The 23,873-nt window shown below is 68.3% G+C and carries 24 protein-coding genes; 7 read left to right on the top strand and 17 right to left on the bottom strand.

The features are described 5' to 3' along the window. Nucleotides 1-12 precede the first annotated feature (12 nt). Nucleotides 13-825: a thioesterase family protein gene (locus ACIPRI_RS11650; RefSeq protein WP_446621589.1), complete on the top strand. Its 813-nt coding sequence runs from the start codon at nt 13-15 to the stop codon at nt 823-825. A 6-nt stretch (nt 826-831) separates the two neighbouring features. Here ACIPRI_RS11650 and ACIPRI_RS11645 read toward each other — a convergent pair whose 3' ends face one another. Continuing rightward, entirely contained in the window at nt 832-1,206 is a 375-nt protein-coding gene (locus tag ACIPRI_RS11645; protein WP_446621588.1) for a VOC family protein, read from the bottom strand. Nucleotides 1,207-1,462: 256 nt separating this feature from the next. Beyond that, nucleotides 1,463-2,164, bottom strand: a complete 702-nt coding sequence (locus tag ACIPRI_RS11640; RefSeq protein ID WP_446621587.1) for a GntR family transcriptional regulator — start codon at nt 2,162-2,164, stop codon at nt 1,463-1,465. A gap of 252 nt (nt 2,165-2,416) precedes the next feature. Here ACIPRI_RS11640 and ACIPRI_RS11635 point away from each other — a divergent pair, with 252 nt between their 5' ends. The 4 genes from ACIPRI_RS11635 to ACIPRI_RS11620 are packed head-to-tail and all read left to right on the top strand — an operon-like array spanning nt 2,417 to nt 7,404. Continuing rightward, nucleotides 2,417-3,742: an MFS transporter gene (locus ACIPRI_RS11635; protein WP_446621586.1), complete on the top strand. Its 1,326-nt coding sequence runs from the start codon at nt 2,417-2,419 to the stop codon at nt 3,740-3,742. 32 nt (nt 3,743-3,774) lie between these two features. Continuing rightward, nucleotides 3,775-5,265, top strand: coding sequence for a dihydropyrimidinase (gene hydA / locus ACIPRI_RS11630; protein ID WP_446621585.1), 1,491 nt, complete (start codon nt 3,775-3,777; stop codon nt 5,263-5,265). After that, on the top strand, nt 5,258-6,631 hold the full coding sequence (locus tag ACIPRI_RS11625) for an amidase (protein ID WP_446621584.1): 1,374 nt from the start codon (nt 5,258-5,260) through the stop codon (nt 6,629-6,631). The genes hydA and ACIPRI_RS11625 overlap by 8 nt, the downstream gene beginning before the upstream one ends. A gap of 29 nt (nt 6,632-6,660) precedes the next feature. Continuing rightward, on the top strand, nt 6,661-7,404 hold the full coding sequence (locus ACIPRI_RS11620; RefSeq protein WP_446621583.1) for an aspartate/glutamate racemase family protein: 744 nt from the start codon (nt 6,661-6,663) through the stop codon (nt 7,402-7,404). A 37-nt stretch (nt 7,405-7,441) separates the two neighbouring features. On the opposite strand, the gene ACIPRI_RS11615 is transcribed toward ACIPRI_RS11620, so the two are convergent. Next, the gene (locus ACIPRI_RS11615; protein ID WP_446621582.1) at nt 7,442-8,392 is read right to left on the bottom strand and encodes a LysR substrate-binding domain-containing protein; all 951 of its coding nucleotides are present in this window, start codon (nt 8,390-8,392) and stop codon (nt 7,442-7,444) included. A gap of 123 nt (nt 8,393-8,515) precedes the next feature. On the opposite strand from ACIPRI_RS11615, the gene ACIPRI_RS11610 reads away from it, so the two are divergent. Beyond that, on the top strand, nt 8,516-9,277 hold the full coding sequence (locus ACIPRI_RS11610; RefSeq protein WP_446621581.1) for a 3-oxoacyl-ACP reductase family protein: 762 nt from the start codon (nt 8,516-8,518) through the stop codon (nt 9,275-9,277). A gap of 10 nt (nt 9,278-9,287) precedes the next feature. Here the strand turns inward: ACIPRI_RS11610 and ACIPRI_RS11605 are convergent, their stop codons facing one another. From ACIPRI_RS11605 to ACIPRI_RS11540, 14 genes are all read right to left on the bottom strand, one after another. Continuing rightward, nucleotides 9,288-9,596: an EthD family reductase gene (locus tag ACIPRI_RS11605; RefSeq protein ID WP_446621580.1), complete on the bottom strand. Its 309-nt coding sequence runs from the start codon at nt 9,594-9,596 to the stop codon at nt 9,288-9,290. Continuing rightward, nucleotides 9,593-11,647, bottom strand: a complete 2,055-nt coding sequence (paaZ, locus tag ACIPRI_RS11600; protein ID WP_446621579.1) for a phenylacetic acid degradation bifunctional protein PaaZ — start codon at nt 11,645-11,647, stop codon at nt 9,593-9,595. The genes ACIPRI_RS11605 and paaZ overlap by 4 nt, the downstream gene beginning before the upstream one ends. 18 nt (nt 11,648-11,665) lie before the next feature. Continuing rightward, nucleotides 11,666-12,403: an ABC transporter ATP-binding protein gene (locus ACIPRI_RS11595; RefSeq protein ID WP_446621578.1), complete on the bottom strand. Its 738-nt coding sequence runs from the start codon at nt 12,401-12,403 to the stop codon at nt 11,666-11,668. Further along, nucleotides 12,400-14,283 (bottom strand): branched-chain amino acid ABC transporter ATP-binding protein/permease, encoded by a 1,884-nt coding sequence (locus ACIPRI_RS11590; RefSeq protein WP_446621577.1) that lies wholly within the window; start codon nt 14,281-14,283, stop codon nt 12,400-12,402. The genes ACIPRI_RS11595 and ACIPRI_RS11590 overlap by 4 nt, the downstream gene beginning before the upstream one ends. An 8-nt stretch (nt 14,284-14,291) precedes the next feature. Next, nucleotides 14,292-15,320, bottom strand: coding sequence for a branched-chain amino acid ABC transporter permease (locus ACIPRI_RS11585; RefSeq protein ID WP_446621576.1), 1,029 nt, complete (start codon nt 15,318-15,320; stop codon nt 14,292-14,294). Nucleotides 15,321-15,461: 141 nt separating this feature from the next. Then, complete coding sequence (locus ACIPRI_RS11580) at nt 15,462-16,616, bottom strand: ABC transporter substrate-binding protein (protein ID WP_446621575.1); 1,155 nt, start codon at nt 16,614-16,616, stop codon at nt 15,462-15,464. 95 nt (nt 16,617-16,711) lie between these two features. Continuing rightward, nucleotides 16,712-17,806, bottom strand: a complete 1,095-nt coding sequence (gene paaE, locus ACIPRI_RS11575; RefSeq protein WP_446621574.1) for a 1,2-phenylacetyl-CoA epoxidase subunit PaaE — start codon at nt 17,804-17,806, stop codon at nt 16,712-16,714. 13 nt (nt 17,807-17,819) lie between these two features. Continuing rightward, on the bottom strand, nt 17,820-18,356 hold the full coding sequence (gene paaD, locus ACIPRI_RS11570; RefSeq protein WP_446621573.1) for a 1,2-phenylacetyl-CoA epoxidase subunit PaaD: 537 nt from the start codon (nt 18,354-18,356) through the stop codon (nt 17,820-17,822). Next, nucleotides 18,356-19,135 (bottom strand): 1,2-phenylacetyl-CoA epoxidase subunit PaaC, encoded by a 780-nt coding sequence (gene paaC / locus ACIPRI_RS11565; protein ID WP_446621572.1) that lies wholly within the window; start codon nt 19,133-19,135, stop codon nt 18,356-18,358. Before paaC ends, paaD begins: the two co-directional genes overlap by 1 nt. Nucleotides 19,136-19,152: 17 nt before the next feature. After that, nucleotides 19,153-19,449: a 1,2-phenylacetyl-CoA epoxidase subunit PaaB gene (gene paaB / locus ACIPRI_RS11560; RefSeq protein ID WP_446621571.1), complete on the bottom strand. Its 297-nt coding sequence runs from the start codon at nt 19,447-19,449 to the stop codon at nt 19,153-19,155. Then, entirely contained in the window at nt 19,446-20,456 is a 1,011-nt protein-coding gene (gene paaA, locus ACIPRI_RS11555; protein WP_446621570.1) for a 1,2-phenylacetyl-CoA epoxidase subunit PaaA, read from the bottom strand. Before paaA ends, paaB begins: the two co-directional genes overlap by 4 nt. A 33-nt stretch (nt 20,457-20,489) precedes the next feature. Beyond that, entirely contained in the window at nt 20,490-21,806 is a 1,317-nt protein-coding gene (gene paaK / locus ACIPRI_RS11550; protein ID WP_446621569.1) for a phenylacetate--CoA ligase PaaK, read from the bottom strand. A gap of 64 nt (nt 21,807-21,870) precedes the next feature. Next, a complete protein-coding gene (gene paaI, locus ACIPRI_RS11545) occupies nt 21,871-22,302 on the bottom strand; it encodes a hydroxyphenylacetyl-CoA thioesterase PaaI (RefSeq protein WP_446621568.1) in 432 nt (143 codons plus the stop codon). A 5-nt stretch (nt 22,303-22,307) separates the two neighbouring features. Then, nucleotides 22,308-23,093, bottom strand: a complete 786-nt coding sequence (locus tag ACIPRI_RS11540; protein WP_446621567.1) for an enoyl-CoA hydratase-related protein — start codon at nt 23,091-23,093, stop codon at nt 22,308-22,310. A gap of 107 nt (nt 23,094-23,200) precedes the next feature. On the opposite strand from ACIPRI_RS11540, the gene ACIPRI_RS11535 reads away from it, so the two are divergent. Beyond that, nucleotides 23,201-23,812: a phenylacetic acid degradation protein PaaY gene (locus ACIPRI_RS11535; protein WP_446621566.1), complete on the top strand. Its 612-nt coding sequence runs from the start codon at nt 23,201-23,203 to the stop codon at nt 23,810-23,812. Nucleotides 23,813-23,873: the final 61 nt, after the last annotated feature.

The raw sequence follows: 23,873 nt of genomic DNA, 5'->3' as shown, positions 1-23,873 counted from the left end.
CAGGAAAAGTCCATGACCAACCAAGCATCACATCCGGCGGCGGTGTACTCGCGCCAGGGCGAGCTCTGGCATCCCAGCGCACTGTCACGCGGCCCCTGGGATCCGCGTGCACAGCACGGCGGCGCGCCCTGCGCGCTCATCGTGCACGTGGCCGAACAGGCGATGGCCGAGCCCGGCTGGCAGCTGGGGCGTGTCACGGTCGAACTGGTGCGGCCGGTGCCGGTGATGCCGCTGCGTACGCAATGCAGCGTGCAGACCTCGCGCACCACCGCGCGTCTTTCCATCGATCTGTTCGATGGCGATACGCTGGTGGCGCGCGCGCATGCGCTGATGCTGCGCCAGCAGGCCATGACGCTGCCGACCGACGTGCCGGGCTGGACGCCGGCGCGCCTGCTGCCCTTGCCGGGCGACTGCAGCGAGCGCCTGCGAATCCCCGGCCTGCCCGATGGCGTGTCTTTCTACGGCAGCGCGGTGGAAACGCGCAACGCGCAGGGCGACCCATCCAGGCCGGGCGGCGGCGCCGCCTGGTTCCGCCTGGCCGTGCCCTTCATCGACGGCACGGCCACCTCGCCGGCCATGCGCGCGGTGGCCGCCGCGGATTTCGGCAATGGCCTGAGCTGGGTGCTGCCCGCCGAGCGCTACGTGTTCGCCAATGCCGACCTCAGCCTGCACCTGCATCGCCAGCCGCAGGGCGAATGGATCGGGCTGCAGTCCCAGACGCAGGCGGACGCCAGCGGCGCCGGCACCACCTTGTCGCAGCTGTTTGACGAGCGCGGCAGCATCGGCGTGGCGGTGCAGACGCTGGTGCTGCGCCAGCGCGGCTGACGCACCCTACAGTGTCTGCACGAGGGCCATGATGTTGCCTTCGCTGTCCTTGAACCAGGCCGCCTTGGCACCGCCCTCGGTGTAGATGTCGCCGCCGTCGTTGCCGGGCATGTCGTAGTGCTCGAACACCACGCCGCGCCCTTTCAACTCGGCCACCTCGCGCTCGATGTCGGCCACCTCCCAGAAGGCCTGGCTCGCCAGCGAGGTTCCGGCATTGGGGGTCGGGTACAGAAAGCAGGCGGTGCCGCCGGCGCACACGTAGGTGACGCCGCCGCCGATTTCGCGCGAGGGCTTGAAGCCCAGCTTGTCTTCGTAGAAGCGCCGCGCACGATCCACGTCCTGCGCGGGAATGTAGGAATACATGAGAGCGTCTTGCAGCATGGCATCTCCATGGCAGCTCGGGGACTTGCATTGTCCCCACAGCCCTTGGCGCATACGCGCCGCCGCGGGCAGACCGTTTGCGTCGGAGGGTCTCAGTCAGTTGCTCCATCGCGCGTCGCGCGACCCACGACGCATGAAGCCGGCACAACCGAAGCCAGTAGCGCCGCGGAACCGGCTTTGCCGAGCCGCAGGGGCTGTCCCCTTGAGGGGGTACTCGGCGACACGCAGTGCGCCGATACGGGGGTGGGCTTTCACCTCAGCTGAACACCGCCTCGAAGTCGATTTCGGCTTCCCCGGGCATCTCCAGGCGCAGCGTGCGCTCCACATGGTCGAGGTGTTCGACCATGAGCGCGCCGGCTGCCTTGGCATCGCCCCGTTCCAGGGCATCGACGATGCCCACATGCTCCTCGTGCGGGCAGGCCGGCGTGCCCGGCGCGTCGTAGAGCGCGATAACCAGGCAGGTCAGCGCGCACAGCTCGCGCATGTACTTCTCCAGGTAGGGGTTCTGCCCCACCTCCGCCAGCAGCACGTGGAACTGGCCCGACAGCCGGATGGTGGCGCGCCGGTCGCTGCGCGCCCGCGCGTCGGCCTCCAGGGCGATGTTCTTGCGCAGGCGCGCGATCTGCTCGCGTGTGAGCTGGCCGCACAGCCGGTTCAAGAGCGCCACCTCGACCACCCGGCGCGCGTCGAACACTTGCCGCGCCTGCGCCACCGTGGGACTGGACACGAAGGTGCCGCGGTTGGGCTCCACCGTGAGGATGCCGTCGTGCGAGAGCCGGGCCAGGGCCAACCGGATCTTGGTGCGGCTGACGCCGAAGACCGCCGCCAGCTTTTCTTCCACCAGCTTGGTGCCGGGCGGCAAGCGGTGTTCCCAGACGGCGCCCAGGACGCGCTCGCTGATCTCTTCGACCGATGCCGCGCCTTCGTTTTCGTCCTTGCTGGGTGTTGTCTTGTTCATGTTCGCCTCATCTTGCACGCTGCAATTCAATAGATTGTATGGCGGCTTGGCGGCCAATTCCTGTTTTATGGGTCCAAAGCGCTCTGGGACAAGCCGCCAGTTGAATTGAATTCAAGGGTTTTCCCTTTAATTTGCGCCATACAAAATCAAAATATGTGAAATACAAAAATCATCTTGATTGCACATCGGTTATGGCCTATCTTTCGTCCAAGCCGCATGCAGCGGCCCACGACAACACCGACGGAGACAACCATGCAAGCGTCCATGCCCCTGAGTGCCAGTGCCGAGCTGCAGGCCGGCCCATCCTCGACCCGCCGCGTGGCGGCGGCCAGCCTGGCCGGCACCACGCTCGAGTTCTACGACCACTTCATCTATGGATCAGCGGCGGCGCTGGTCTTTCCCAAGCTGTTCTTTCCGCAGAGCGAGCCACTGGTGGCCACCCTGCTGTCCTTCGCCAGCTACGGCGTGGCCTTCGCGGCGCGGCCGCTGGGGGCGGCGATCTTCGGCCACTTCGGCGACAAGCTGGGCCGCAAGTCGATCCTGTTCATCACCTTGCTGATGATGGGCCTGGCCACCTTCCTGATCGGCTGCCTGCCCACCTTCGGGCAGGTCGGGATGCTGGCCCCGGTGCTGCTGGTGGTGCTGCGCATCATCCAAGGCTTGGCGCTGGGCGGCGAATGGGGCGGCGCGGCGATCATGGTCAACGAGCTCGACCCCGAAGGAAAGCGCCGCGGCCTGCTCGGCGCGGTGGTGCAGGTGGCGGCACCGGTGGGCCTGCTGCTGGCCAACGGCGCCTTTGCCCTGGTCACTTGGCAGGTGTCCGAGGAGGCCTTCCTCTCGTGGGGCTGGCGCGTGCCCTTCCTGATGAGCGCGCTGCTGGTGGGCGTGGGCCTGTACATCCGGCTGCGGGTGCAGGAATCCAAGGTCTTCGAGAAGGAGGCCAAGGGCCACGAAGAACACGCCCCCATCATGGAAGTGCTGCGCCACTACAAGCCGCAGCTGGCCATCGCCTTCTTCGCCCGGCTGGGCGGCGACATCGCCTTCTACGTGTTCACGCTGTTCCTGCTGTACTACGTGCCGACCAAGCTGGGCCTGCCCAAGAGCATCGCGATCAATGCCGTGCTGCTGGGCGCGCTGGCTCAGATCATCTTCATTCCGGTGGCCGGCTGGCTGTCCGACCGCATCGGCCGCCGTCCGGTGCTGATGATCGGCGGCATCGGCGGCGCGCTGTGGGCCTTCGCCTTCGTGAGCCTGGTGCAAAGCGGCAACGCCGGCGCCATCATGCTGGCCTCCTTCGTGGGCATGGTGCTGGTGTCCTTCATGTTCTCGCCGCTGGCGTCCTTCCTGCCCGAGCTGTTTGCCACCCGGGTGCGTGTGACCGGCGCCTCGCTCGGCTTCCAGTTCGCCGGCGTGTTCGGCGGCGCGCTGGCCCCGCTGATCGCCACCGGCCTCATCGCCCGCTTCGACTCGATCACGCCAGTGGCTGTCTACCTGGCCATCGTCTGCGCGCTGATCGCGGTGGCCGCCTTTGCGGCGCGCGAGACTGCGCACATCGATTTGAAGGATGCTGGCCACTGACATGCCCTTGATCCTTTGAACGAAAGACAGCCGTGAACGACTTCGACACCGTGATCCGCCACGGCACCGTGGCCACCGCCTGCGACACCATGCAGGCCGACATCGGCATCCGTGACGGCCGGGTGGTCGCCATCGGCCTGGGGCTGGCGCGCGGCCGCGAAGAGATCGACGCCACCGGCCTGCTGGTGCTGCCCGGCGGCGTCGACGCCCACTGCCACCTGGACCAGCCCATGGGCGAGGGCCTGCGCATGGCCGACGACTTTTTGACCGGCACGCGCTCGGCCGCCTGCGGCGGCACGACCACGGTGATTCCCTTCGCCGCCCAGGAAAAAGGCCAGTCGCTGCGCGCCGCGGTGGAGGACTACCACCGGCGCGCCGAAGGCAAGGCCCTGGTGGACTACGCCTTCCACATGATCGTGACCGACCCCACGCGCACCGTGCTGCACGAGGAGCTGCCGGCCCTGATCGAGGCCGGCTACACCTCCTTCAAGATCTACATGACCTATGAGGACATGCGGCTGGACGACCGCCAGATCCTGCAGCTGCTGGCGGTGGCGCGCCGGCATGGCGCGCTGGCGATGATCCATGCCGAGAATGCGGACTGCATCGCCTGGCTCACCGAGACGCTGGAGGAAGCCGGTCACACGGCGCCCAAGTTCCACGCCACCTCGCGCCCGATGGCGGTGGAGCGCGAAGCGACGCACCGGGCCATCGCGCTGTCGGAAGTGGTGGATGTGCCGATCCTGATCGTCCACGTGTCGGGCCGCGAGGCAATCGACCAGATCCGCTGGGCTCACGCGCACGGCCTGCGCATCTACGCGGAAACCTGTCCGCAATACCTGTTCCTGACCGCGAATGACCTGGACGACGGCTACGAGGGCGCCAAGTGCGTCTGCAGCCCGCCGCCGCGCGACAAGGCCAACCAGCGGGTGGTGTGGGACGGCCTGGCGGACGGGCTGTTCACCATCGTCTCGTCCGACCACGCGCCTTTCCGCTTCGATGATCCGCAGGGCAAGAAGCCCGGCGGTCAGGAGGTGCCCTTCCAGTACATCCCGAACGGCATCCCCGGGCTGGAGACGCGGCTGCCGCTGCTCTTCTCCGAAGGCGTGCTCACCGGCCGCATCACGCTCAACCAGTTCGTCGCACTCACCGCCACCAACCCGGCCCGGCTCTATGGCCTGCACCCGCGCAAGGGCACCATCGCCGTCGGCGCCGACGCCGACATCGCCATCTGGGACCCGCATCGGGAAGTCACCATCGAGAACCGCCTGCTGCACCACGCGGTGGACTACACGCCCTACGAGGGCATGCGCGTCACCGGCTGGCCGGTGACGACCCTGGTGCGCGGCCAGCGCGTGTGGGACGCGGGCCAGGTCTGCGGCCAGCCCGGCCAGGGCCGCTTCCTGCCCTGCGGCAAGCCCGAGATGGCGCGGCCCAAGGTCGTCGACCCCGCCGCCGGCGGGCATTACGTGGCCAACTTGCCGGACGCGCTGCGCCAACTGACAAGGGCGCGCCATGAATGAACTGAACGCCGGCGCCATCGCGGCGGCCGTCAACGCCGGCCGGCTCGATCCGGCGCAGGTGCTGGCCGCTTTCCAGCAACGCATTGCCGAACGCAATCCGCAGCTCAACGCGGTGGTGGGCGATGCGCCGACCGACCTCGCGCAGCAACTGGCCGAACTGAAGCAGCGCCTCGAACTCGGCAAGGCGCCGCTGCCGCTGGCGGGCGTGCCGGTGGTGGTGAAGGACGTGATCTGGGTGCGCGGCCAACGCGTCACCCAGGGTTCGCGGCTCTTTGCCGACTTCGTCGCGCCGCGCGATGCGCTCGCGGTCGAGCGGCTGCGCCGCGCCGGTGCCTTACTGATCGGCATGGGCAACAGTTCGGAGTTCGCCTGCAAGGGCCTCACCACCAACCAGGTCTACGGCCTGACGCGACATCCGCAGGATGTGTCGCTCACCCCCGGCGGCTCGTCGGGCGGCTGCGCGGTGGCGGTCGCCGCCGGCCTGGCGCCGCTGGCGCTGGGCACCGATGGCGGCGGCTCCAGCCGGCGGCCGCCGGCGCATGTGGGCGTGGTCGGCTTCAAGCCTTCCTTCGGCGCGATCGCCGACCCCTTCGGCTTTGCCCATGCCTTCATCGGCCTGCAGGCCATCGCGCCGATCGCCCGCAACGTGGTGGATGCGCGGCGCATGTTCGAGGCCATGGTGGGCGCCGACCCGCGCGATCCGCAGTCGATCACCCTGCCGGCCGAGGACGCGCGCGAGCCGCGGCACCTGCGCATCGCCTACAGCCCGCGCCTGGGACTGGACGTTCCGGTGGATCCGGACGTCAGCGCCTGCATCGAGGCCGCCATCGAGCGCCTGCGCGCCGCCGGCCTGGACATCGTTCGCGACGACCCCGCCTGGCCGGCTGGCGCCAACGAAGACGCGCTCATGCCACTGCAGCACGTGGGCCTGGCCAACCTGTTCGGCGCGGACTGGCAGCGCGACCCTGCGCTTTTCGACCCCGACATCGGCCAGCAGATCGAGCGCGGCCTGCAATGGCGCGGCGCCGACGTGGCGCGGGCGCGCGAGGCCGGCCTGCAGATCGCGCTGACTTTGGGCGAATTCCTGACCCGCCACGACCTGCTGCTGTGCCCCACCACGCCCTGCGTGGCCTGGAACAACGACCGCCTGGGGCCGGCCACCATCGAAGGCCGCCCCGTGGAGCCGCGCGCCCATGCAGTGTTCACGCCCTTCGTGAACCACGCCGGCGCGCCGGCCATCTCCATTCCCTGCGGACAAGGCCGGGACGGCCTGCCGGTGGGGCTGCAACTGGTGGCGGCACGCGGCCGCGACCGAATGCTGCTCGACGCCGCCGCCGCCTGCGAAGCTGCACTGCGGCCCGCCTAAGCTCGTCACACACATCCTCTGGAGCTCTCATGCGCATCCTCGTCCTGAACCCCAACACCAGCCAGGGCATCACCGACCGGCTGATGCACGCGGCGCGGCCGGCAGCAGCGGCCGGCACCGAACTGGTGGCGCTGACCGCGCCGCGCGGCTTTCCCTACATCGCCACCCGCGCCGAAGCGCAGATCGGTGGGGCCATCGCGCTGGAAATGCTGGCGCAGCACCACACGCAATTCGACGCCGCCATCATCGCGGCCTTCGGCGATCCCGGCCTGTTCGGCGCGCGCGAGCTGTTCGACCTGCCGGTGGTCGGCATGGCCGAGGCGGCGATGCTCACCGCCTGCATGCTGGGCAAGCGCTTTGCCATCGTCACCTTCGCGCAGGCGCTGGGGCCGTGGTATCAGGAGTGCGTGGAAGCGCACGGCCTCACCAGCCGGCTCGCCGGCATTCGCATGCTCGACGGCCGCTTCGCCTCGGTCGCCGACGTGCAGGACGAAAAGGAAGAGCTGCTGGTGCAACTGGCCAACGCCGCGGTCAGCGAGGACGAGGCCGACGTGGTGATCCTCGCCGGTGCCCCGCTGGCCGGCTTGGCCGAACGCGTGAAGGAGCGCATTCCGGTGCCGGTGGTCGATCAGATGGCGGCGGCGGTCAAGCAGGCCGAGGCGCTGGCCACCTTGCGCGTGCGCAAGGCCACGGCCGGCACCTTCCGCCGGCCGGCCGCGAAACCCACCATCGGCCTCGCGGCCGAGCTGGCGGCGCGCTTCGGGCCGGCCTGAAGCGCTTGAAGGGCCTGCAGCGCCGGCCTGGCGCCGCTCAGCGCGCTCTCGCCTTGGCGCCAGCCGGAATGCCCGCCAAGCGCTCGGCCAGGCGCTGGCGCTCGAAGTGCGTCACGGCGAAATCGACGAAGGCGCGTGTCTTGGCCGGCAGCAGCTTGCGGTTGGCGTAGTAGATCGAGATGGAACCGAGGTCGGCATGCCACTTGGGCAGCACGCGCACGAGCGCACCGCTGTCCAGCAAGGGCAAGGCGCTGGCCACCGGCAGCAGCGCCACGCCCAGGCCGAGCTGCGCGGCGCGGCAGGCCGCGGCGGGATCATTCACGACGACGTGCTCGCGCGGCTGCGCGGCCACTTGCGCACCGGCTGCATTGCGCATGAGCCATTGGCGCATCCGGCCGGTGCGCGTGGAGCGCAGACCGATGCAATCGAAGGCCGACAGCCCGGACGGGTCCGCCGGGGGCTTGCGTCCGCGCAGGAAGGCGGGCGAGGCCACCGCGATGATGTGCGCCGGCGCCAGTGCCCTGGCCACGACGCCGGGGCCCAGTTCGAAGCCGCCGCCGATGGCGGCGTCGTAGCCTTCGGCGATCAGGTCGACCTGGCGGTTGTCGAACTGCCAGTCGGGCCGCACCGCGGGATAGCGTTCCAGGAAGGCCGGCAACAGCGGCAGCACGTAGTCCACACCGAAGCTCACGGCCACGCTGACCTTGAGCACGCCGGCCGGCTCGCCTTGCTGCTGCGTCATGCCGGCGATGGCGGCCTGCACGCCGTCCAGGTGCTGCTCCACCTCGAGCAGGAAGCGCTCGCCGGCCTCGGTCAGGGTGAGCCGGCGCGTGCTGCGCTGGAACAGCCGCTGGCCGATGTTGCGCTCGAGCATGGCGACGTTGCGGCTCACGGCAGCCGGCGTCAGGCTCATCCGCCTGGCCGCGCCGGAAAAGCTGCAGGCCTGGGCGCTGCGCACGAAGGATTCGAGATTGGCCAGGGTTTCCATTTTTTTTGGCGGGATCGCTTTCAACGAATGCTTGAAGAAGATTCCATCGATTCTCGGCTACCGTGAAGGTAATTCAAAGCCCACCATTCGCTCCTTCGTCAATTTCAACTGGAGCGATTCATCATGGAAAGCAGCAACAACAAGAACCTTCCCCTGGCCGGCAAGTCCGCGCTCGTGACCGGCGGCTCGCGCTCGATCGGCGCGGCCATCGCAGAGCGGCTGGCGGCCGACGGCGCGCAGGTGGCCATCACCTACAGCGCATCGCCGGACAAGGCCAAGGCCGTGGTCGCGCAGATCGAGGCAGCCGGCGGCCGCGCGCTGGCGATCCGGGCCGATGCCGGTGACCCGGCGGCCGTGCGTGCCGCCGTGGCACAGGCCGCCAAGGCTTTCGATGGCCTGGACATCCTGGTCAACAACGCCGGCATCTTCCTGCCAGGCGCCATCGAGGAGATTCCCTTTGCGGACTACGAACGCATGATCGCGGTCAACGTCACCGGCGTCTTCGTCGCCACGCAGGAAGCGGCGCGCGTCATGAAGACGGGCGGACGCATCGTGCACATCGGCAGTTCGATGACGCGCTATGGCACCTTCGGCGGCGCCTCGCTCTACACCTTGACCAAGGGTGCCGTGACCGGCTTCAACCGCAGCCTGGCGCGCGACCTGGGTCCGCGCGGCATCACGGTGAACACGGTGCACCCGGGCCCCACCGACACCGACATGAACCCGGCCGACGGCGCCATCTCGAAGCTCGCGACGCCCGGCATTGCCATCGGCCGCTATGGCCGGCCCGAGGAGGTCGCCAGCGTGGTGGCCTACCTCGCGCGCCCCGAATCGAGCTTCGTGACGGGTGCGGACATCGTGGCCGACGGCGGCTTCACGGCCTGAACGACGCCCTTCAGCGCACCTTGGCGATCTGCGTCAGCGGCTTGATGCTGGTGTAGTTGGGCACGTCCTTTCGGATTGCCGAGCCGTGCGGGCCGAAGGCCTCGTAGAAGGCCGCGGTCGATTCGAAGTACATGTGAACGGCGGCGACGAATGGCGGCCGGCTGTCGGGGGCGGCACCGGACAGCCCCTCGTCGATCTCCACCTTCAGCAGCGCTTCGCCCAGGAGCTGCTGGCACAGCGGCACGTGCTTGTCGATGTAGTAGTCCATGTCGAAGGTGCTGCCTTCGTCGTTGGGATAAATGACGCTGACCTTGATCATGCTTGCGCTCCTCGTTTGGCTACCAGGGTCAGGATGTCGTAGCTGGCGACCAGCTCGCCATCCTGGTTCGTGACTTCCACGTCCCACGCCACCACGCCCTGGCCGATGCCGTTGGCGTCCTTGCGGTTGCGGTCGATCTTGCGCTTGCAGGTCAGGCGCGCGCGGATGGTGTCGCCGATGCCCACCGGCTTGACGAAGCGCAGCGTGTCCAGGCCGTAGTTGGCCAGCACCGGCCCCGGCGCCGGCGAGACGAACAGGCCGGCCGCCGCCGACAGCACGAAGTAGCCGTGCGCGATGCGCTTGCCAAAGGGCGATTCCCGGGCCGCGATCTCGTCGAAGTGCATGTAGAAGTAGTCGCCCGAGATGCCGCCGAAGGCCACGATGTCGGCCTCGCTCACGGTGCGGCGGTGCGTCAGCAGCGAATCGCCGATCTGCAGGTCCTCGAAGTGCTTGCGGAAGGGATGCTGCTCACCCTCGTTGAGCTTGGCGCCGCGCATGTACTCGCCGGTGATGGCCGCGAGCATCGAGGGCGAGCCCTGCACCGCCGTGCGCTGCAGGTAGTGCTTGACGGCGCGCAGCCCGCCCAGCTCCTCGCCACCGCCGGCGCGCCCCGGGCCGCCGTGCTTGAGCTGCGGCAGCGGCGAGCCGTGGCCGGTGGATTCGGCCGCGGCTTCCCGGTCCAGCACCAGCAGGCGTCCGTGCAGCGCGGCCACGGCCGGCACCACCCTGGCCGCGGTCTTCGGGTCGCGCGTGACCAGCGTGCCGACCAGGCTGCCGCGCCCGCGCGCCGCCAGCGCCACGGCCTCGTCGATGCCGTCGTAGGGCATCAGGGTGCTGACCGGGCCGAAGGCCTCGACGTCGTGCACCGCATCGTGTTCCAGGGGCTTGCGCGACAGCAGCAGGGTGGGCGCGAAGAAGGACCCCTCGGCCACGCCCTCGCCCACCGGCGCGAAGCCATCGCGCTCGCCATACACCAGCTCTGCGGCCTGCATCAAGGTGGCGACGCGGCTTGCCACGTCGGCGCGCTGCGCCTGCGAGGCCAGCGCGCCCATGCGCACGTCTTCGCGCGCCGGGTCGCCCACCACCGTCTTCGCCAGGCGCGCGCGCAGCTTTTCGGCGACCGCGTCCAGATGCTGGCGCGGCACGATGGCGCGGCGGATGGCGGTGCACTTCTGGCCGGCCTTCACCGTCATCTCGCGCGCCACTTCCTTGACGAACAGGTCGAACTCCTCGTCATCGGGCGACACGTCGGGCGCCAGGATCGCGCAGTTGAGCGAATCGGCCTCGGCGTTGAAGGGGATCGACTGGCGCACGATGTTCGGGTGCACGCGCAGCTTGGCTGCCGTGTCGGCCGAGCCGGTGAAGGTGACGACGTCGCTGCCGCCCAGCCGATCCAACAGGTCGCCGGTGCCGCCGATCACCAGCTGCAGGCTGCCTTCGGGCAAGAGGCCCGATTCGTTCATCAGGCGCACCAGCGCCTCGGTGAGATAGCTGGTGGCGGTGGCGGGCTTGCCGATGCAGGGCATGCCGGCCAGGAAGCTCGGCGCAAACTTTTCCAGGAGGCCCCACACCGGGAAGTTGAAGGCATTGATGTGCACCGCCACGCCATGGCGCGGCACCAGGATGTGGGTGCCGGCAAAGCTGCCCTTCTTGCCCAGCGGCATGGCCGGGCCTTCATGCACCAGGTTGCCGGAGGGCAGCTCGCCGCTGCCCATCGCGGCGTACGCGGCCAGCGTGCCGGCGCCGCCCTCGATGTCGATCCAGCTGTCGGTGCGGGTGGCGCCGGTGTGGGCCGAGATGGCGTAGAGCGTTTCCTTGTGCTGGGCCAGGTACTTGGCCAGCGCCTTCAGGCGCTCGGCGCGCTGCTGGAAATCCAGCGCCAGCAGGGCCGGCAGGCCCTTGCCACGCGCATGCGCGACCGCTTCGCCGAAGTCGATGGCGTCGGCGTGCGTGGTGGCCACCGTCTGGCCATTGATGGCGCTGCGCAGGTCCTGTCCGGGCTCGCTGCCGATCCAGCGGCCGGCGATGTAGCTTTGGAGAATGCTAGTCATGGTCTTGAGGTTCCAGGTTCAGGCAGCGGCCTTGGTTCCGATGCCGAGGTAGGTGTCGATGATTCGACGGTCGTGCAGCAGGTCGCGGGCCGCGCCACTGAGCGCCACCTGCCCCATCTCCAGCACATAGGCGCGGTCGGCCACTTGCAGGGCGGCACGCGCGTTCTGCTCCACCAGCAGCACCGATACGCCGTGCTTGCGCAAGCTGGACACCACTTGCAGCACCTCGCGCACGATCAGCGGCGCCAGGCCCAGCGAGGGTTCGTCCAGCATCAGGAGGCGCGGGCGCGCCATCAGCGCACGGCCGATGGCCAGCATCTGGCGCTCGCCACCGGACAGGGTGGACGCCAGCTGCACATGGCGTTCGCGCAAGCGCGGGAAGATCTGGAACACCTCTTCCATGCGCGCCTTCTGGTCGCGCTGGCCCTTGCGCCAGCGGTAGAAGCCGCCGAGCAGCAGGTTGTCTTCCACCGACATCTCGCCGAAGAGCTCGCGCCGCTCGGGCACCAGGCCGACTCCGCGTGCCACCAGCGCCTCGACGCTGGGGCGGCCGACGCGCTCGCCATCCAGCATCAGCTGGCCGCTGGAGGGCAGCAGGCCCATGGCCGCGCACAGCAGCGTGGTCTTGCCGGCGCCGTTGGGGCCGATCACGGTGACGATCTCGCCTTCGCGCACTTCGAGGGCGACACTGTGCAGGGCCTCGACCGTGCGGTAGGAGACGCAGAAGTCCTTCAGCTGCAGAAGTGGCGCACTCATGCCGCGGCCTCCAAGGGTTCGTCCGCCCCGCCCAGATAAGCATCGAGCACCTTCGGATTGGCCTGCACCTCGGCCGGCTTGCCCTCTGCGATCACGGTGCCGAACTCGAGCACGGTGATGCGGTCGGCCAGGTTCATGACGAATTCCATGTCGTGTTCCACCACCAGGATGCCCAGGCCTTCGGCCCGCAGTTGCGAAAGAAGTTCTGCCAGTGCGCGCTTTTCCAGATGACGCAGGCCCGCGGCCGGTTCGTCCAGCAGCAGCACCGCCGGCTGGCTGGCCAGGGCACGCGCAATCTCGACGATGCGCTGCTGGCCCAATGCCAGCGAAGCGGCCGGCGCATCGGCGTGGGCCGCCAGGCCGCAGCGCTCGATCTGGCGACGCGCCTCGGCCTGCAGGGCGGCTTCTTCGGCCCGGTCCAGCCGCAGCATCGACGCCAGCCAGCCGCGCCGGGCGCGCAGGTGTGCGCCCAGGGCCACGTTGTCGACCACGCTGCGCTGGCCCAGGAGGCGCACATGCTGGAAGGTGCGGCCCAGGCCCAGGGCGGCAAAGGCGCGCGCGGGCTTCGTCTGCATGGGCTGGTCCATCAGGCGCACTTCGCCTTCGGTGGGATCGTCCACGCCGGAGATCATGTTGAAGAAGGTGCTCTTGCCTGCGCCGTTGGGCCCAATCAGCGCATGGATCTCGCCGGCCTTCACGTTCATCGTGACCGCATCGTTGGCCACCAGGCCACCGAAGCGCTTGGTCACGGCCTGCGATTGCAGCAGCACCGTGCCCTTGGACGGCAGCACGCGGCGCGCCAGTTCGGCGACATGGCGCGGCGCGCGCGCCTTCTCCGGCCGCAGCAAGCGCTGGCCGATGCGCTCCAGCGCGGGCCAGATGCCGTCGGCGAAGCGCTGCAGCACCAGCAGCATCAAGAGACCGAACACGATCACTTCGAAGTTGCCGCTGCTGCCCAGGAGGCTGGGCAGCACGTCCTGCAGCTTCTCCTTGAGCAGGGTGATGAGGGCCGCGCCCAGCACCGCGCCCCACAGGTGGCCGGCGCCGCCCACCACCGCCATGAACAGGTATTCGATGCCGATGTTGAGATTGAAGGGTGTCGGGTTCACGAAGCGCTGCATGTGCGCGTAGAGCCAGCCGGAGATGGCCGCCATCAGGGCCGCCAGCACGAACAGCTTGATGCGGTGGCGGGCGGTGTCCACACCCATCGATTCGGCCATCAGCCGGCCGCTCTTGAGTGCTCGGATCGCCCTGCCCTCGCGCGAATCCAGCAGGTTGTGCAGAAGCCACAGGGCGATGAGCAAGGCGAACCAGATCACGATGCCCAGCGAGCGCGGCGAAGCCAGCGAGTAGCCGAAGACGACCAGCGCCGGCACGCCGGTGATGCCGGTCTGCCCGCCCAGGAACTCCATATTGCCGAACAGGTAATAGAGGCCCAGGCCCCAGGCGATGGTGCACAGCGGCAGGTAGTGGCCCTGCAGCTTGACGGTGACCGCGCCCAGCATCCAGGCCAGCGCAAAAGTCAGCACCAGGCCCAGCGCCAGGCCGAACCACGGCACGATCGCGCTGCCGGCCAATGGGCCCAGCCACTGCGCCGCCGTCGGCGAAGTGCAGATCCAGGCAGTGGCGTAGGCGCCCATGCCGACGAAAGCGGCCTGGCCGAAGGAGGTCATGCCGCCCACGCCGGTCAGCATGGCCAGGCCCACCGCCACCAGCGCATACAGGCCGATATAGCTGATGACAACCACCGTGAACTCGGGCAGGAAGCCCCAGGCCAGCGCGAGCGCCAGCACCGCCGCCACGGTGAGGCCGCGGCGCGTGAGGAAGCCGCGCGACGCTTCCTTGTTCGAGTCGGCAGTGGCGCTTTGTGCTTTGTCCATGATCGCGCTCACTCCTCGTCCTCCACATGGCGACTCTTCAGGGAGCGCCACCACAGCACCGGAATGATCAGCGTGAACACCAGCACCTCCTTGTAGGCGCTGGCCCAGAAGGACGAAAACGATTCGAGCTGCCCCACCAGCAGCGCCCCCGCCAGCGCCAACGGGTAGCTGGCCAGCCCGCCGACGATGGCGGCCACGAAGCCCTTCAGGCCGATCAGGAAGCCGGTGTCGTAGTAGATGGTGGTGATTGGTGCGATCAAGAGGCCCGACACCGCGCCGATCAACGCCGCCAGCGCAAAACTGATATCGCCCGACAACTCGGTCGGCACGCCCATCAGGCGCGCGCCGACCCGGTTCATGGCAGTGGCGCGCAGCGCCTTGCCCACCATGGAACGGCCGAAGAACTGGAACATGAGAATCACCAGTGCCAGCGTGACGACGATCACGACCAGCGACTGGCCGGTAACCTGCAGACCGCCAAGTTCGAAGCGCGCTTCGGAGAAGGCCGGCGTGCGCGAGCCCTCGGCGCCGAAGAAGAGAAGGCCGAGCCCGACCAGCACGCCATGCAGCGCCACCGACACGATCAAGAGCGACAGCACCGTGGCCTGCGCCATCGGCCGGTAGGCCAGGCGGTACAGCAAGGGGCCCAGCGGCGTGATCAGCACCAGCGTGCTGAGCGCCTGCGCGGCCAGGCCGGCGGGGCGCCAGAGCAGCAACAGCGCGCAAGCCGCCAGCGGAAAGGCCACGGCCCACAACAGCGCGGAGTTCCAGTCCACCGCCACGCCGCGCTTCCAGCGCCAGGCCTCCACCACGAGCACCGCGGCGGCCAGCACCAGCAGCAGCCACAAGGTCGGCGGCACCTTGCCGCCCTGCATGAGCGCCAGCGAAAGCGCGCCGAAGGCGACGAATTCGCCCTGGGGAATGAAGATGACGCGGGTCACCGAAAACACCAGCACCAAGGCCAGCGCCATCAGCGCATACACCGCGCCATTCACGAGGCCGTCCTGCGCAAGCAGCAGGGCGATCTGAGCATCCATGTTCTTTCCAGTATCAAGCCAGGGGCCGGCGTAGCCCGGCCTGTTCGGGAGCGCCCGCGGAACCGGCTTTGCCGGGCCGCTGGGTGCGCCCCCTTGAGGGGGGATCCGAGCTACACGAAGTGAGCGAGATTCGGGGGTGGGTCAAGGCTGGTATTTCCAACCGCCGTTCTCGATCTTGACCATGACGCGCGCGCGCTGGTCCAGGCCCAGGTGATCGGTGGCGGACATGGTGAAGATGCCGTGCGCGCCGGGCATCTCGTCGATCTTCTCCAGCGCATCGCGCAGCGCGGCGCGGAACTCCGGCGTGCCGGGTTGCGCCTTCTTCAGCGCGACCGGCACGGCAGCCGTCATCAACAGGCCCGCGTCCCAGGCGTGCGCGCCGAAGGTGGACACGCTGCCCTTGCCATGCGCGGCCTCGTAGGCGGCGATGTAGGCCTGCGCGCTCTTGCGCACCGGGTTGTTCTGCGGCAGCTGATCGGCCACCAGCACCGGGCCGGCCGGCAGGAAGGTGCCTTCCACGTCCTTGCCGCCCACGCGCAGGAAGTCGGCATTGGCCACGCCGTGCGTCTGGTACATCTTGCCGGCGTAGCCGCGCTCCTTGAGCGTCTTTTGCGGCAGCGCGGCCGGCGTGCCGGAGCCGGCCACCAGGATCGCGTCGGGCTTGGCCGACATCAGCTTGAGCACCTGGCCGGTGACCGAGGTGTCGGTACGGCCGAAGCGCTCGTTGGCCACGACCTTCAGTCCCTTGAGCCCGGCAGCCTTGCTGAATTCCTGATACCAGCCTTCGCCGTACGCGTCGGAGAAGCCGACGAAGCCCACCGTCTTGATGCCGGTCTTGTTCATGTGCTCCGCAATGGCCAGCGACATCATGATGTCGTTCTGCGGCGTCTTGAAGACCCACTTCTTCTTGTCGTCCATCGGCTCGACGATGCGCGACGAGGCCGCCATGGAAATCATCGGCACCTTGGCCTCGGAAGCCACGTCGATCATGGCCAGTGATGCCGGCGTGATGGTGGAGCCGAGCACCACGTCCACCTTGCTGTCGGCAATCAGCTTGCGGGTGTTGGACACGGCCGCCGTGGTGTCGGACGCGTCGTCCAGCACCACGTAGTTGATCTTCTGGCCCGCGATGGTCTTGGGCATCAGGGCGATGGTGTTCTTCTCGGGAATGCCCAGCGATGCGGCCGGTCCGGTGGCCGACAGCGTGACACCGACGTTGATGTCGGCCTGCGCCACGAACGTGGCGAGTGACAGCAGGCTCGCCAAGAGCAGGGATTTCTTCTTGAACGACTTCATTCTTGTCTCCATGGTTTGCGAAAAAAAACTTGGTTTGTTAGTGGAACGGTGTCAGGGCGCTGTCGTCATCGGGATGTTCCCGCGCCGGCACGCCATCAGCGCTCGTCGAAGGACAACACCACCCGCTCGGTGAGCGGGTGCGCCTGGCAGGTCAGGACGAAGCCGTTGGCCACTTCCTTCTTGTCCAGCGCGAAATTGCGTTCCATCCGCACCTGGCCTTCGATCAGCTTGGCGCGGCAGGTTCCGCACACGCCGGAGGTGCAGGAATACGGCACCTCCATGCCGGCGGCGGACGCGGCGTCGAGGATGCTGGGCTGCTGCTTGGTGAACGAGATCTCGCGCGACAGGCCGTCGCGGATGATGACGATGCGTGCGGTTTCGGCGTCACCCGGCTTGGCCTCGTGCACCACCGCGCCCACGGGGCCTCCAGGCGCATTGGCTGGCAGCGCCACGCCGAAGCGCTCGATGTGGATGCGCTCTTCCGGCACGCCCGCGGCCAGCAGCGCAGCCTCGGCCTCGTCGTTCATCTGGAAGGGGCCGCAAACGTAGACGTGGTCGATGTCATCGGCCGGCACCACGCTGCCCAGGAACTCGCCGATCTTCTCGCGGTTCATCACGCCGTGGTTGAGCGGCGCGTCGGTGTGCTCGTCCGAGAACACGTGCTGCAGAGAAAGCCGCGTCATGTAGCGGTTCTTCAGGTCCTCGATCTCCTCCTTGAACATGGTCGACTGCAGGAGCCGGTTGCCATAGATCAGGGTGAAGCGGCTGTGCGGCTCGCGCGCCAGCACCGTCTTCATGATCGACAGGATGGGCGTGATGCCGCTGCCCCCGGCAATGCCCACATGGTGGCGCCGGGCCGCCGGGTCGAGCGGCACGAAGAAGCGGCCTTGCGGCGCCATCACGCTGACGGTGTCGCCGGGCTTCAGGTGCTCGTTGATCCAGTTGGAGAACACGCCGCCGCGCACCTTGCGCACGCCCACGCGCAGCTCGCCGTCGTCGACGCCGGCGCAGATGGAATAGGAACGGCGCAGGTCCTGGCCGTCGATGTCGGTGCGCAGGGTCAGGTACTGGCCCTGGGTGAAGCCGAAGACTTCGCGCAGATCGGCCGGCACGTCGAAGGAGACGATCACCGCCTCCTGCGTGTCGGGCTCGATGGCGCGCACGCGCAAGGGATGGAACATGACACTCATGGTGGGCGCTCGTTCAGATGGGCTTGAAATGCTCGAAGGGCTCTTTGCAGGCCAGGCAGCGATAGAGCGACTTGCAAGCGGTGGAGCCAAAGGCGGAGAGCCGCTCGGTGTGATCGCTGCCGCAGCGCGGGCAGGCCGGCGCCTTCGCGTCGATGCGGCGGCCGAAGAAGCGGATCGGCACCGCACCGTCCGCGCGCGCCGCCGCGCCGGGCGGGGCAATGCCGTAGTCGGCCAGCTTGCGCTTGCCTTCGGCGCTGATCCAGTCCGTGGTCCAGGCCGGTGCGCGGCGCAAGGTGGCGCGCGCCGGGCCCAGGCCCGCGGCCTCGATGGCGGCCAGCACGTCGCGCTCGATCACCTCGGTGGCGGGGCAGCCGGAATAGGTGGGCGTGAGCACGATCTCCAGCCCGTCGCCACGCGCCAGCACCTCGCGCACGATGCCGAGGTCGCACACGGACAGGGCCGGCACTTCCGGGTCGAGCACGGTGGCGAGCACGTCCCAGGCGGCCTGGATGCGCGCGTCCTGCCGGGGTGCAACGGCCGCCAGCGCCATCACCACACCCCGCCGGGAAAGGCGCGCTGCAAGTACTGCAGCTCGGCCAGGATGAAGCCCATGTGCTCGCTGTGGCGGCCACGCTTGCCGTCGCTCTGGAACTTGCTGTCGGCCGGCAGCGCGAAGCCGGCTTCGCGCAGGATCTGTTCCATCTCGGCCTGCCAGGGCGCCTCCAGCGTCGACCAGCGCGGGCCCCAGCCGGCGTCGGCGGCCGCTTCGTCGGTGGCATCGGTGTCGAACAGCTCGGCGGCGTAGCGCCACAGTGCAGCCAGCGCCGCTTCCATGCGAGCACGCGATTCATCGGTGCCGTCGCCCAGACGCACCACCCAGTCGCCGGAATGCTGCTGGTGGTAGCGCGCTTCCTTCAGTGCCTTGGCGGCGATGGCGCGCAGCTCGGCATCGCTGCTTTCAGCGGCGAGGCGCTCCCACAAGAGCTTGAGCCAGGTGGCGATCATCGTGTTGCGCAGCACCGAGAAAGCGAAGTCGCCACGCGGCAGCTCGACCAGGGTGACGTTGAAGTAGTCGCGCTCGTTGCGCAGGAACGCCAACTGGTCTTCGTCATGCGAGCGGCCTTCGATCTCGCCGGCGCGCGTGAGCACGGCGCGCGCCTGGCCGATCAGGTCCAGCGCGATGTTCGACATCGCGATGTCCTCTTCCAGGACGGGCGCGTGGCCGCACCATTCGCCGAGGCGCTGCGCCAGGATCAGGCAGCTGTCGCCGATGCGCAGCAGGTACTGCGTGGCGGGCGTGAGATCGAGTTCGATGGAGGCGGTGGACATGGGTCGTTCTCGCTCATTCACATGTGGTCCACGGCCTTGGGCAGCTGGTAGAAGGTCGGGTGGCGGTACACCTTGTCTTCGGCCGGATCGAAGTACATGTCCTTGTCGCCGGGGTCGCTGGCCACGATCTGGTCGGAGGGCACCACCCAGACGCTGCAGCCTTCCTGGCGGCGTGTGTAGACGTCGCGCGCCATCTGGATCGCCATCTTGGCGTCGGCCGCGTGCAGGCTGCCGCAATGCTTGTGGTCAAGTCCGGCCTTGCTGCGCACGAACACTTCCCACAGCGGCCACTCTTTTTGAACGTCGGAACTCATGCTGCCTCCTTGATCGTTGCTTGCTTGCGGGCGTGGGCCAGCGCGGCTTCGCGCACCCAGGCGCCGTCGTCCCAGGCCTTGACGCGGGCGCCCAGGCGCTCGCGGTTGCAGGGGCCGTCGCCGGCGATGACGCGCCAGAACTCTTCCCAGTCGATGGGGCCGTGGTCATGCGCCTGGCGCTCCTCGTTCCATTTGAGTTCCGGGTCGGGCAGCGTCACGCCCAGGATGCGCGCCTGCTCCACCGCGGCGTCGATGAACTTCTGGCGCAGCTCGTCGTTGCTGACGCGCTTGATGCCCCAGCGCATCGATTGCGCGCTGTTGGGCGACTGGTCGTCCGGCGGGCCGAACATCATGATCGAGGGCCACCACCAGCGATTGACCGCGTCCTGCACCATCGCCTTCTGCTCCGGCGTGCCCTGCTGCATCATGGTGAGCAGCGCCTCGTAGCCCTGGCGCTGGTGAAAGCTCTCCTCGCGGCAGATGCGGATCATGGCGCGCGCATAGGGCGCATAGGAGCATCGGCAGATCGGCACCTGGTTCATGATGGCCGCGCCATCCACCAGCCAGCCGACGGTGCCGATGTCGGCCCAGGTCAGGGTTGGGTAGTTGAAGATGGAGCTGTACTTGGCCTTGCCGGTGTGCAGCGCATCGAGCATCTGGTCGCGCGAGGTGCCCAGCGTCTCGGCCGCGGCATACAGGTACAGGCCGTGGCCGCCTTCGTCCTGCACCTTGGCCAGGAGGATCGCCTTGCGCTTGAGCGTGGGCGCGCGGGTGATCCAGTTGCCCTCGGGCAGCATGCCGACGATTTCCGAGTGCGCGTGCTGGCTGATCTGGCGGAGCAAGGTCTTGCGGTAGTGATCGGGCATCCAGTCCTTGGCCTCGATGAAGTCGCCGGCATCGATGCGCTCGTCGAAGCGCTCCTGCAGGCGCATCTCGTCGGCCGAGCGCACGGCCTTCTGGCCGTCGGCGCCGTCCTTGCCCATGGTGTCCATGGCTTGGGTGTACATGTCGTTCCTCCTGGAATGAAGTTCAGCAGCGCGTCACTTGGGCCGCTTGTCGATCACGCGCCTGGCCTTGCCGGTCTGGGTGCGCTCGATGGTGTCGGGGTTGAAGACCCGCACCGAGGTGGAGATGCCCACCATCGTCTTGATGCGCTGCTGCACCCACTTGGCGATCTCGCCGCGGGCGTCTTCGGCCAGGCCCACCAGGCCCGGCTGCAGCTCGCAATGCACCTCGACCTGATCCATCAGGCCCTCGCGGCTGAGGTGCAGCTGGTAGACGCCGGTGAGCTTCTCGTGCGCCAGCACGATCTCTTCCACCTGCGTCGGAAACACGTTGACGCCGCGGATGATCATCATGTCGTCGCTGCGCCCGACGATCTTGCCCATGCGCCGGAACGAGCGCGAGGTGGGCGGCAAGAGGCGCGTGAGGTCGCGCGTGCGGTAGCGGATCACCGGCATCGCTTCCTTGCTGAGCGAGGTGAAGACCAGCTCGCCCTCTTCGCCATCGGCCACCGGCTCGCCGGTCTCCGGATTGATGATCTCGGGATAGAAGTGGTCTTCCCAGATCACCGGGCCGTCCTTGCTTTCGATGCATTCGCTGGCCACGCCCGGGCCCATCACCTCGGACAGGCCGTAGATGTCGACCGCATCGATGCCGGCCTTGTGCTCGATGTCGCGCCGCATCGCCTCGGTCCAGGGCTCGGCACCGAAGATGCCGACCTTCAGCGAGCTGGCGGCCGGATCCAGCCCCTGGCGCACGAACTCCTCGATCAGCACCTGCATGTAGCTGGGCGTGACCATGATGATGTCGGGCTTGAAGTCGTTGATGAGCTGCACCTGCTTCTCGGTCTGCCCGCCCGACATCGGCACCACGGTACAGCCGGCGCGTTCGGCGCCGTAGTGCGCGCCCAGGCCGCCGGTGAAGAGGCCATAGCCATAGGCCACGTGCACCATGTCGCCGGGCCGGCCGCCCGCGGCGCGGATCGAGCGCGCCACCAGCTCGGCCCAGACGTCGATGTCGTTCTTCGTGTAGCCGACCACCGTGGGCTTGCCGGTGGTGCCCGACGATGCGTGGATGCGCGCGACCTGCGCACGCGGCACGGCAAAGAGGCCGAAGGGATAGTTGTCGCGCAGATCCGACTTCACGGTGAAGGGGAACTTCGCCAGGTCGGACAGCTGCTTGAGGTCTTCCGGGTGCACGCCCTTGGCGTCGAAGGCCTGGCGGTAGTGCGGCACGTTGTCGTACGCGCGCTGCAGGGTGGCCTTCAGGCGCGTCAGCTGCAGGGCGGCGATCTCGTCGCGGCTGGCTTTCTCGATGGGCGCCAGGTCGCCGGGGGCGGGGGTCTTCACGGTCATCTGATATGTCTCCCGAATTCCGAATCAATGGAGGCCGGTCAGAACGCCGGCCTGCCTTTGCCGGCTAGAACGCCGGCTTGCCTTTCATGGTGTGCGAGCGGCCGCGGAACACGGCGATGCGCTCGCCATGCTGGTTGGTCACCTCGCAGTCGTACAGGCCCGTGCGGCCGGCCTTCGACACTTCGTGCGCCTGGGCGGTGAGCAGGTCGTCCTTGCGGCCTGGCGCCAGGAAGTCGACGGCGATGGAGGCCGCCACCGTCAGCTCGCCATGCGAGTTGCAGGCAAAGGCGAAGGCCGAATCGGCCAGGGTGGAGATCAGTCCGCCATGGCAGGTGTCGTGGCCGTTGAGCATGTCTTCGCGCACGCGCATCGTCACGGTGGCGCGGCCGGGCGAGATGTCGACCACCTGCATGCCCATGGCGCGGGTGGCGCGGTCGTTTTTCAGCATGCCGTCGCGCACGCGCTCGGCCATTTGTTGGGGCGTGGTTTCGCTCATGTCTTTCAGCGGTCGGTGAACTTGGGGGCGCGCTTGTTGCGGAAGGCGTCGACACCTTCCAGGTAGTCGTGTGCGGCGCCCAGTTCGGTCTGCAAGGTGGCTTCGTGCTGCAGCGCCGAGCGCAGGTCCATGTCCTGCGCCGCGGACAGCGCGTGGCGCGTGGCGACCAGGGCGCGCGTGGGCATGGCGGCCAGGCGCGCGGCCAGCGCGTTCACGGCGTCTTGCAGCGCCGCGTCATCCACGCACTGCCAGATCATTCCCATCTGCGCCGCCTGCTCGGCGGAAATCTTGTCGCCCGTCATGGCGATGGCCAGCGCCCGCGCATGACCGACCAGGCGCGGCAGCAGCCAGGTGCCGCCGGTGTCGGGCACCAGGCCGATCTTGGAGAAGGCCTGGATGAAGCTGGCGGCGCGGCCCGCGATCACCACATCGCAGCAGAACGCCAGGTTCGCGCCCGCGCCTGCGGCGACACCGTTGACCGCGGCGATCACAGGCACCGGCATGGAGCGGATGCGTTCCACCAGCGGCAGGTAGTGCGCCTCGATCAGCGCGCCCAGGTCCTTGCCGGGCGCGGCTTGCGGGTCGCCCAGGTCCTGGCCGGCGCAAAAGCCGCGGCCGGCGCCGGTGATGACCACGCAGCGCACCTGCGCTTCATCGGCGGCGGCGTTCAGCGCCGTCAGCAGCTCGGCATGCATTTCGGTGGTGAAGCTGTTCATCGCCGCCGGCCGATTCAGGGTCAGCGTGCGGGTGGCAGCTGCATCTGCCACCAGGACCAAGGGTTCCGTGCTCATCGTGGGATTTCCTTAAACACTATTGACCGACCGTTCGGTAGATTTTAGGATGAGGGACACGAAAGCTTCAAGACATACCGGTCTAGTGCAAACCCTAGGAGCGCCCAATGCCCTGCTATTCCATCGAAGGCGTGGTGCCGGTCATCGACCCCAGCGCCCATGTGCATCCCACGGCCGTGCTGATCGGCGACGTGATCGTGGGGCCCGGCTGCTACGTCGGCCCTTGCGCCAGCCTGCGCGGCGACTTCGGACGCATCGTCCTGCAGCGCGGCGCCAATGTCCAAGACACCTGCGTCATCCATGGTTTTCCGGAGCAGGACACGGTGGTCGAGGAGAACGGCCACATCGGCCATGGCGCCGTACTGCACAGCTGCATCATCCGGCGCGACGTGCTGGTCGGCATGAACGCGGTGGTGATGGACGAGGCCGAGATCGGCGAAGCCTCCATCGTGGCCGCCTGCGCCTTCGTGCCGGCCGGCATGAAGGTGCCGCCCAGAAGCCTGGTGGCCGGCATGCCGGCCAAGGTGAAGCGCGCGCTGAGCGACGCCGAGGTGGCCTGGAAGCTGGAAGGCACCCTTACCTACCAGGACCTGACGCGCCGCTGCCTGGCGACGATGGTCGAGGTGGCGCCGCTCGCGGCCATTGAGCCCGGGCGTCCGCGCGTGAAGAGCGTGGAGGTCAAGTCGCTGATCGAGACCCGGCGCGGCGGCGCTTCCTGATCCCGCTCAGGCAAGATCGCGCCTTTGCCTTCAACCAAGAACAAATCACTGAGGAAGCACC

Source organism: Variovorax sp. LARHSF232, assembly GCF_052871435.1.
The sequence above is the reverse complement of the archived record's forward strand: the minus strand, read 5'-3'. Positions and strand labels throughout refer to the sequence as shown.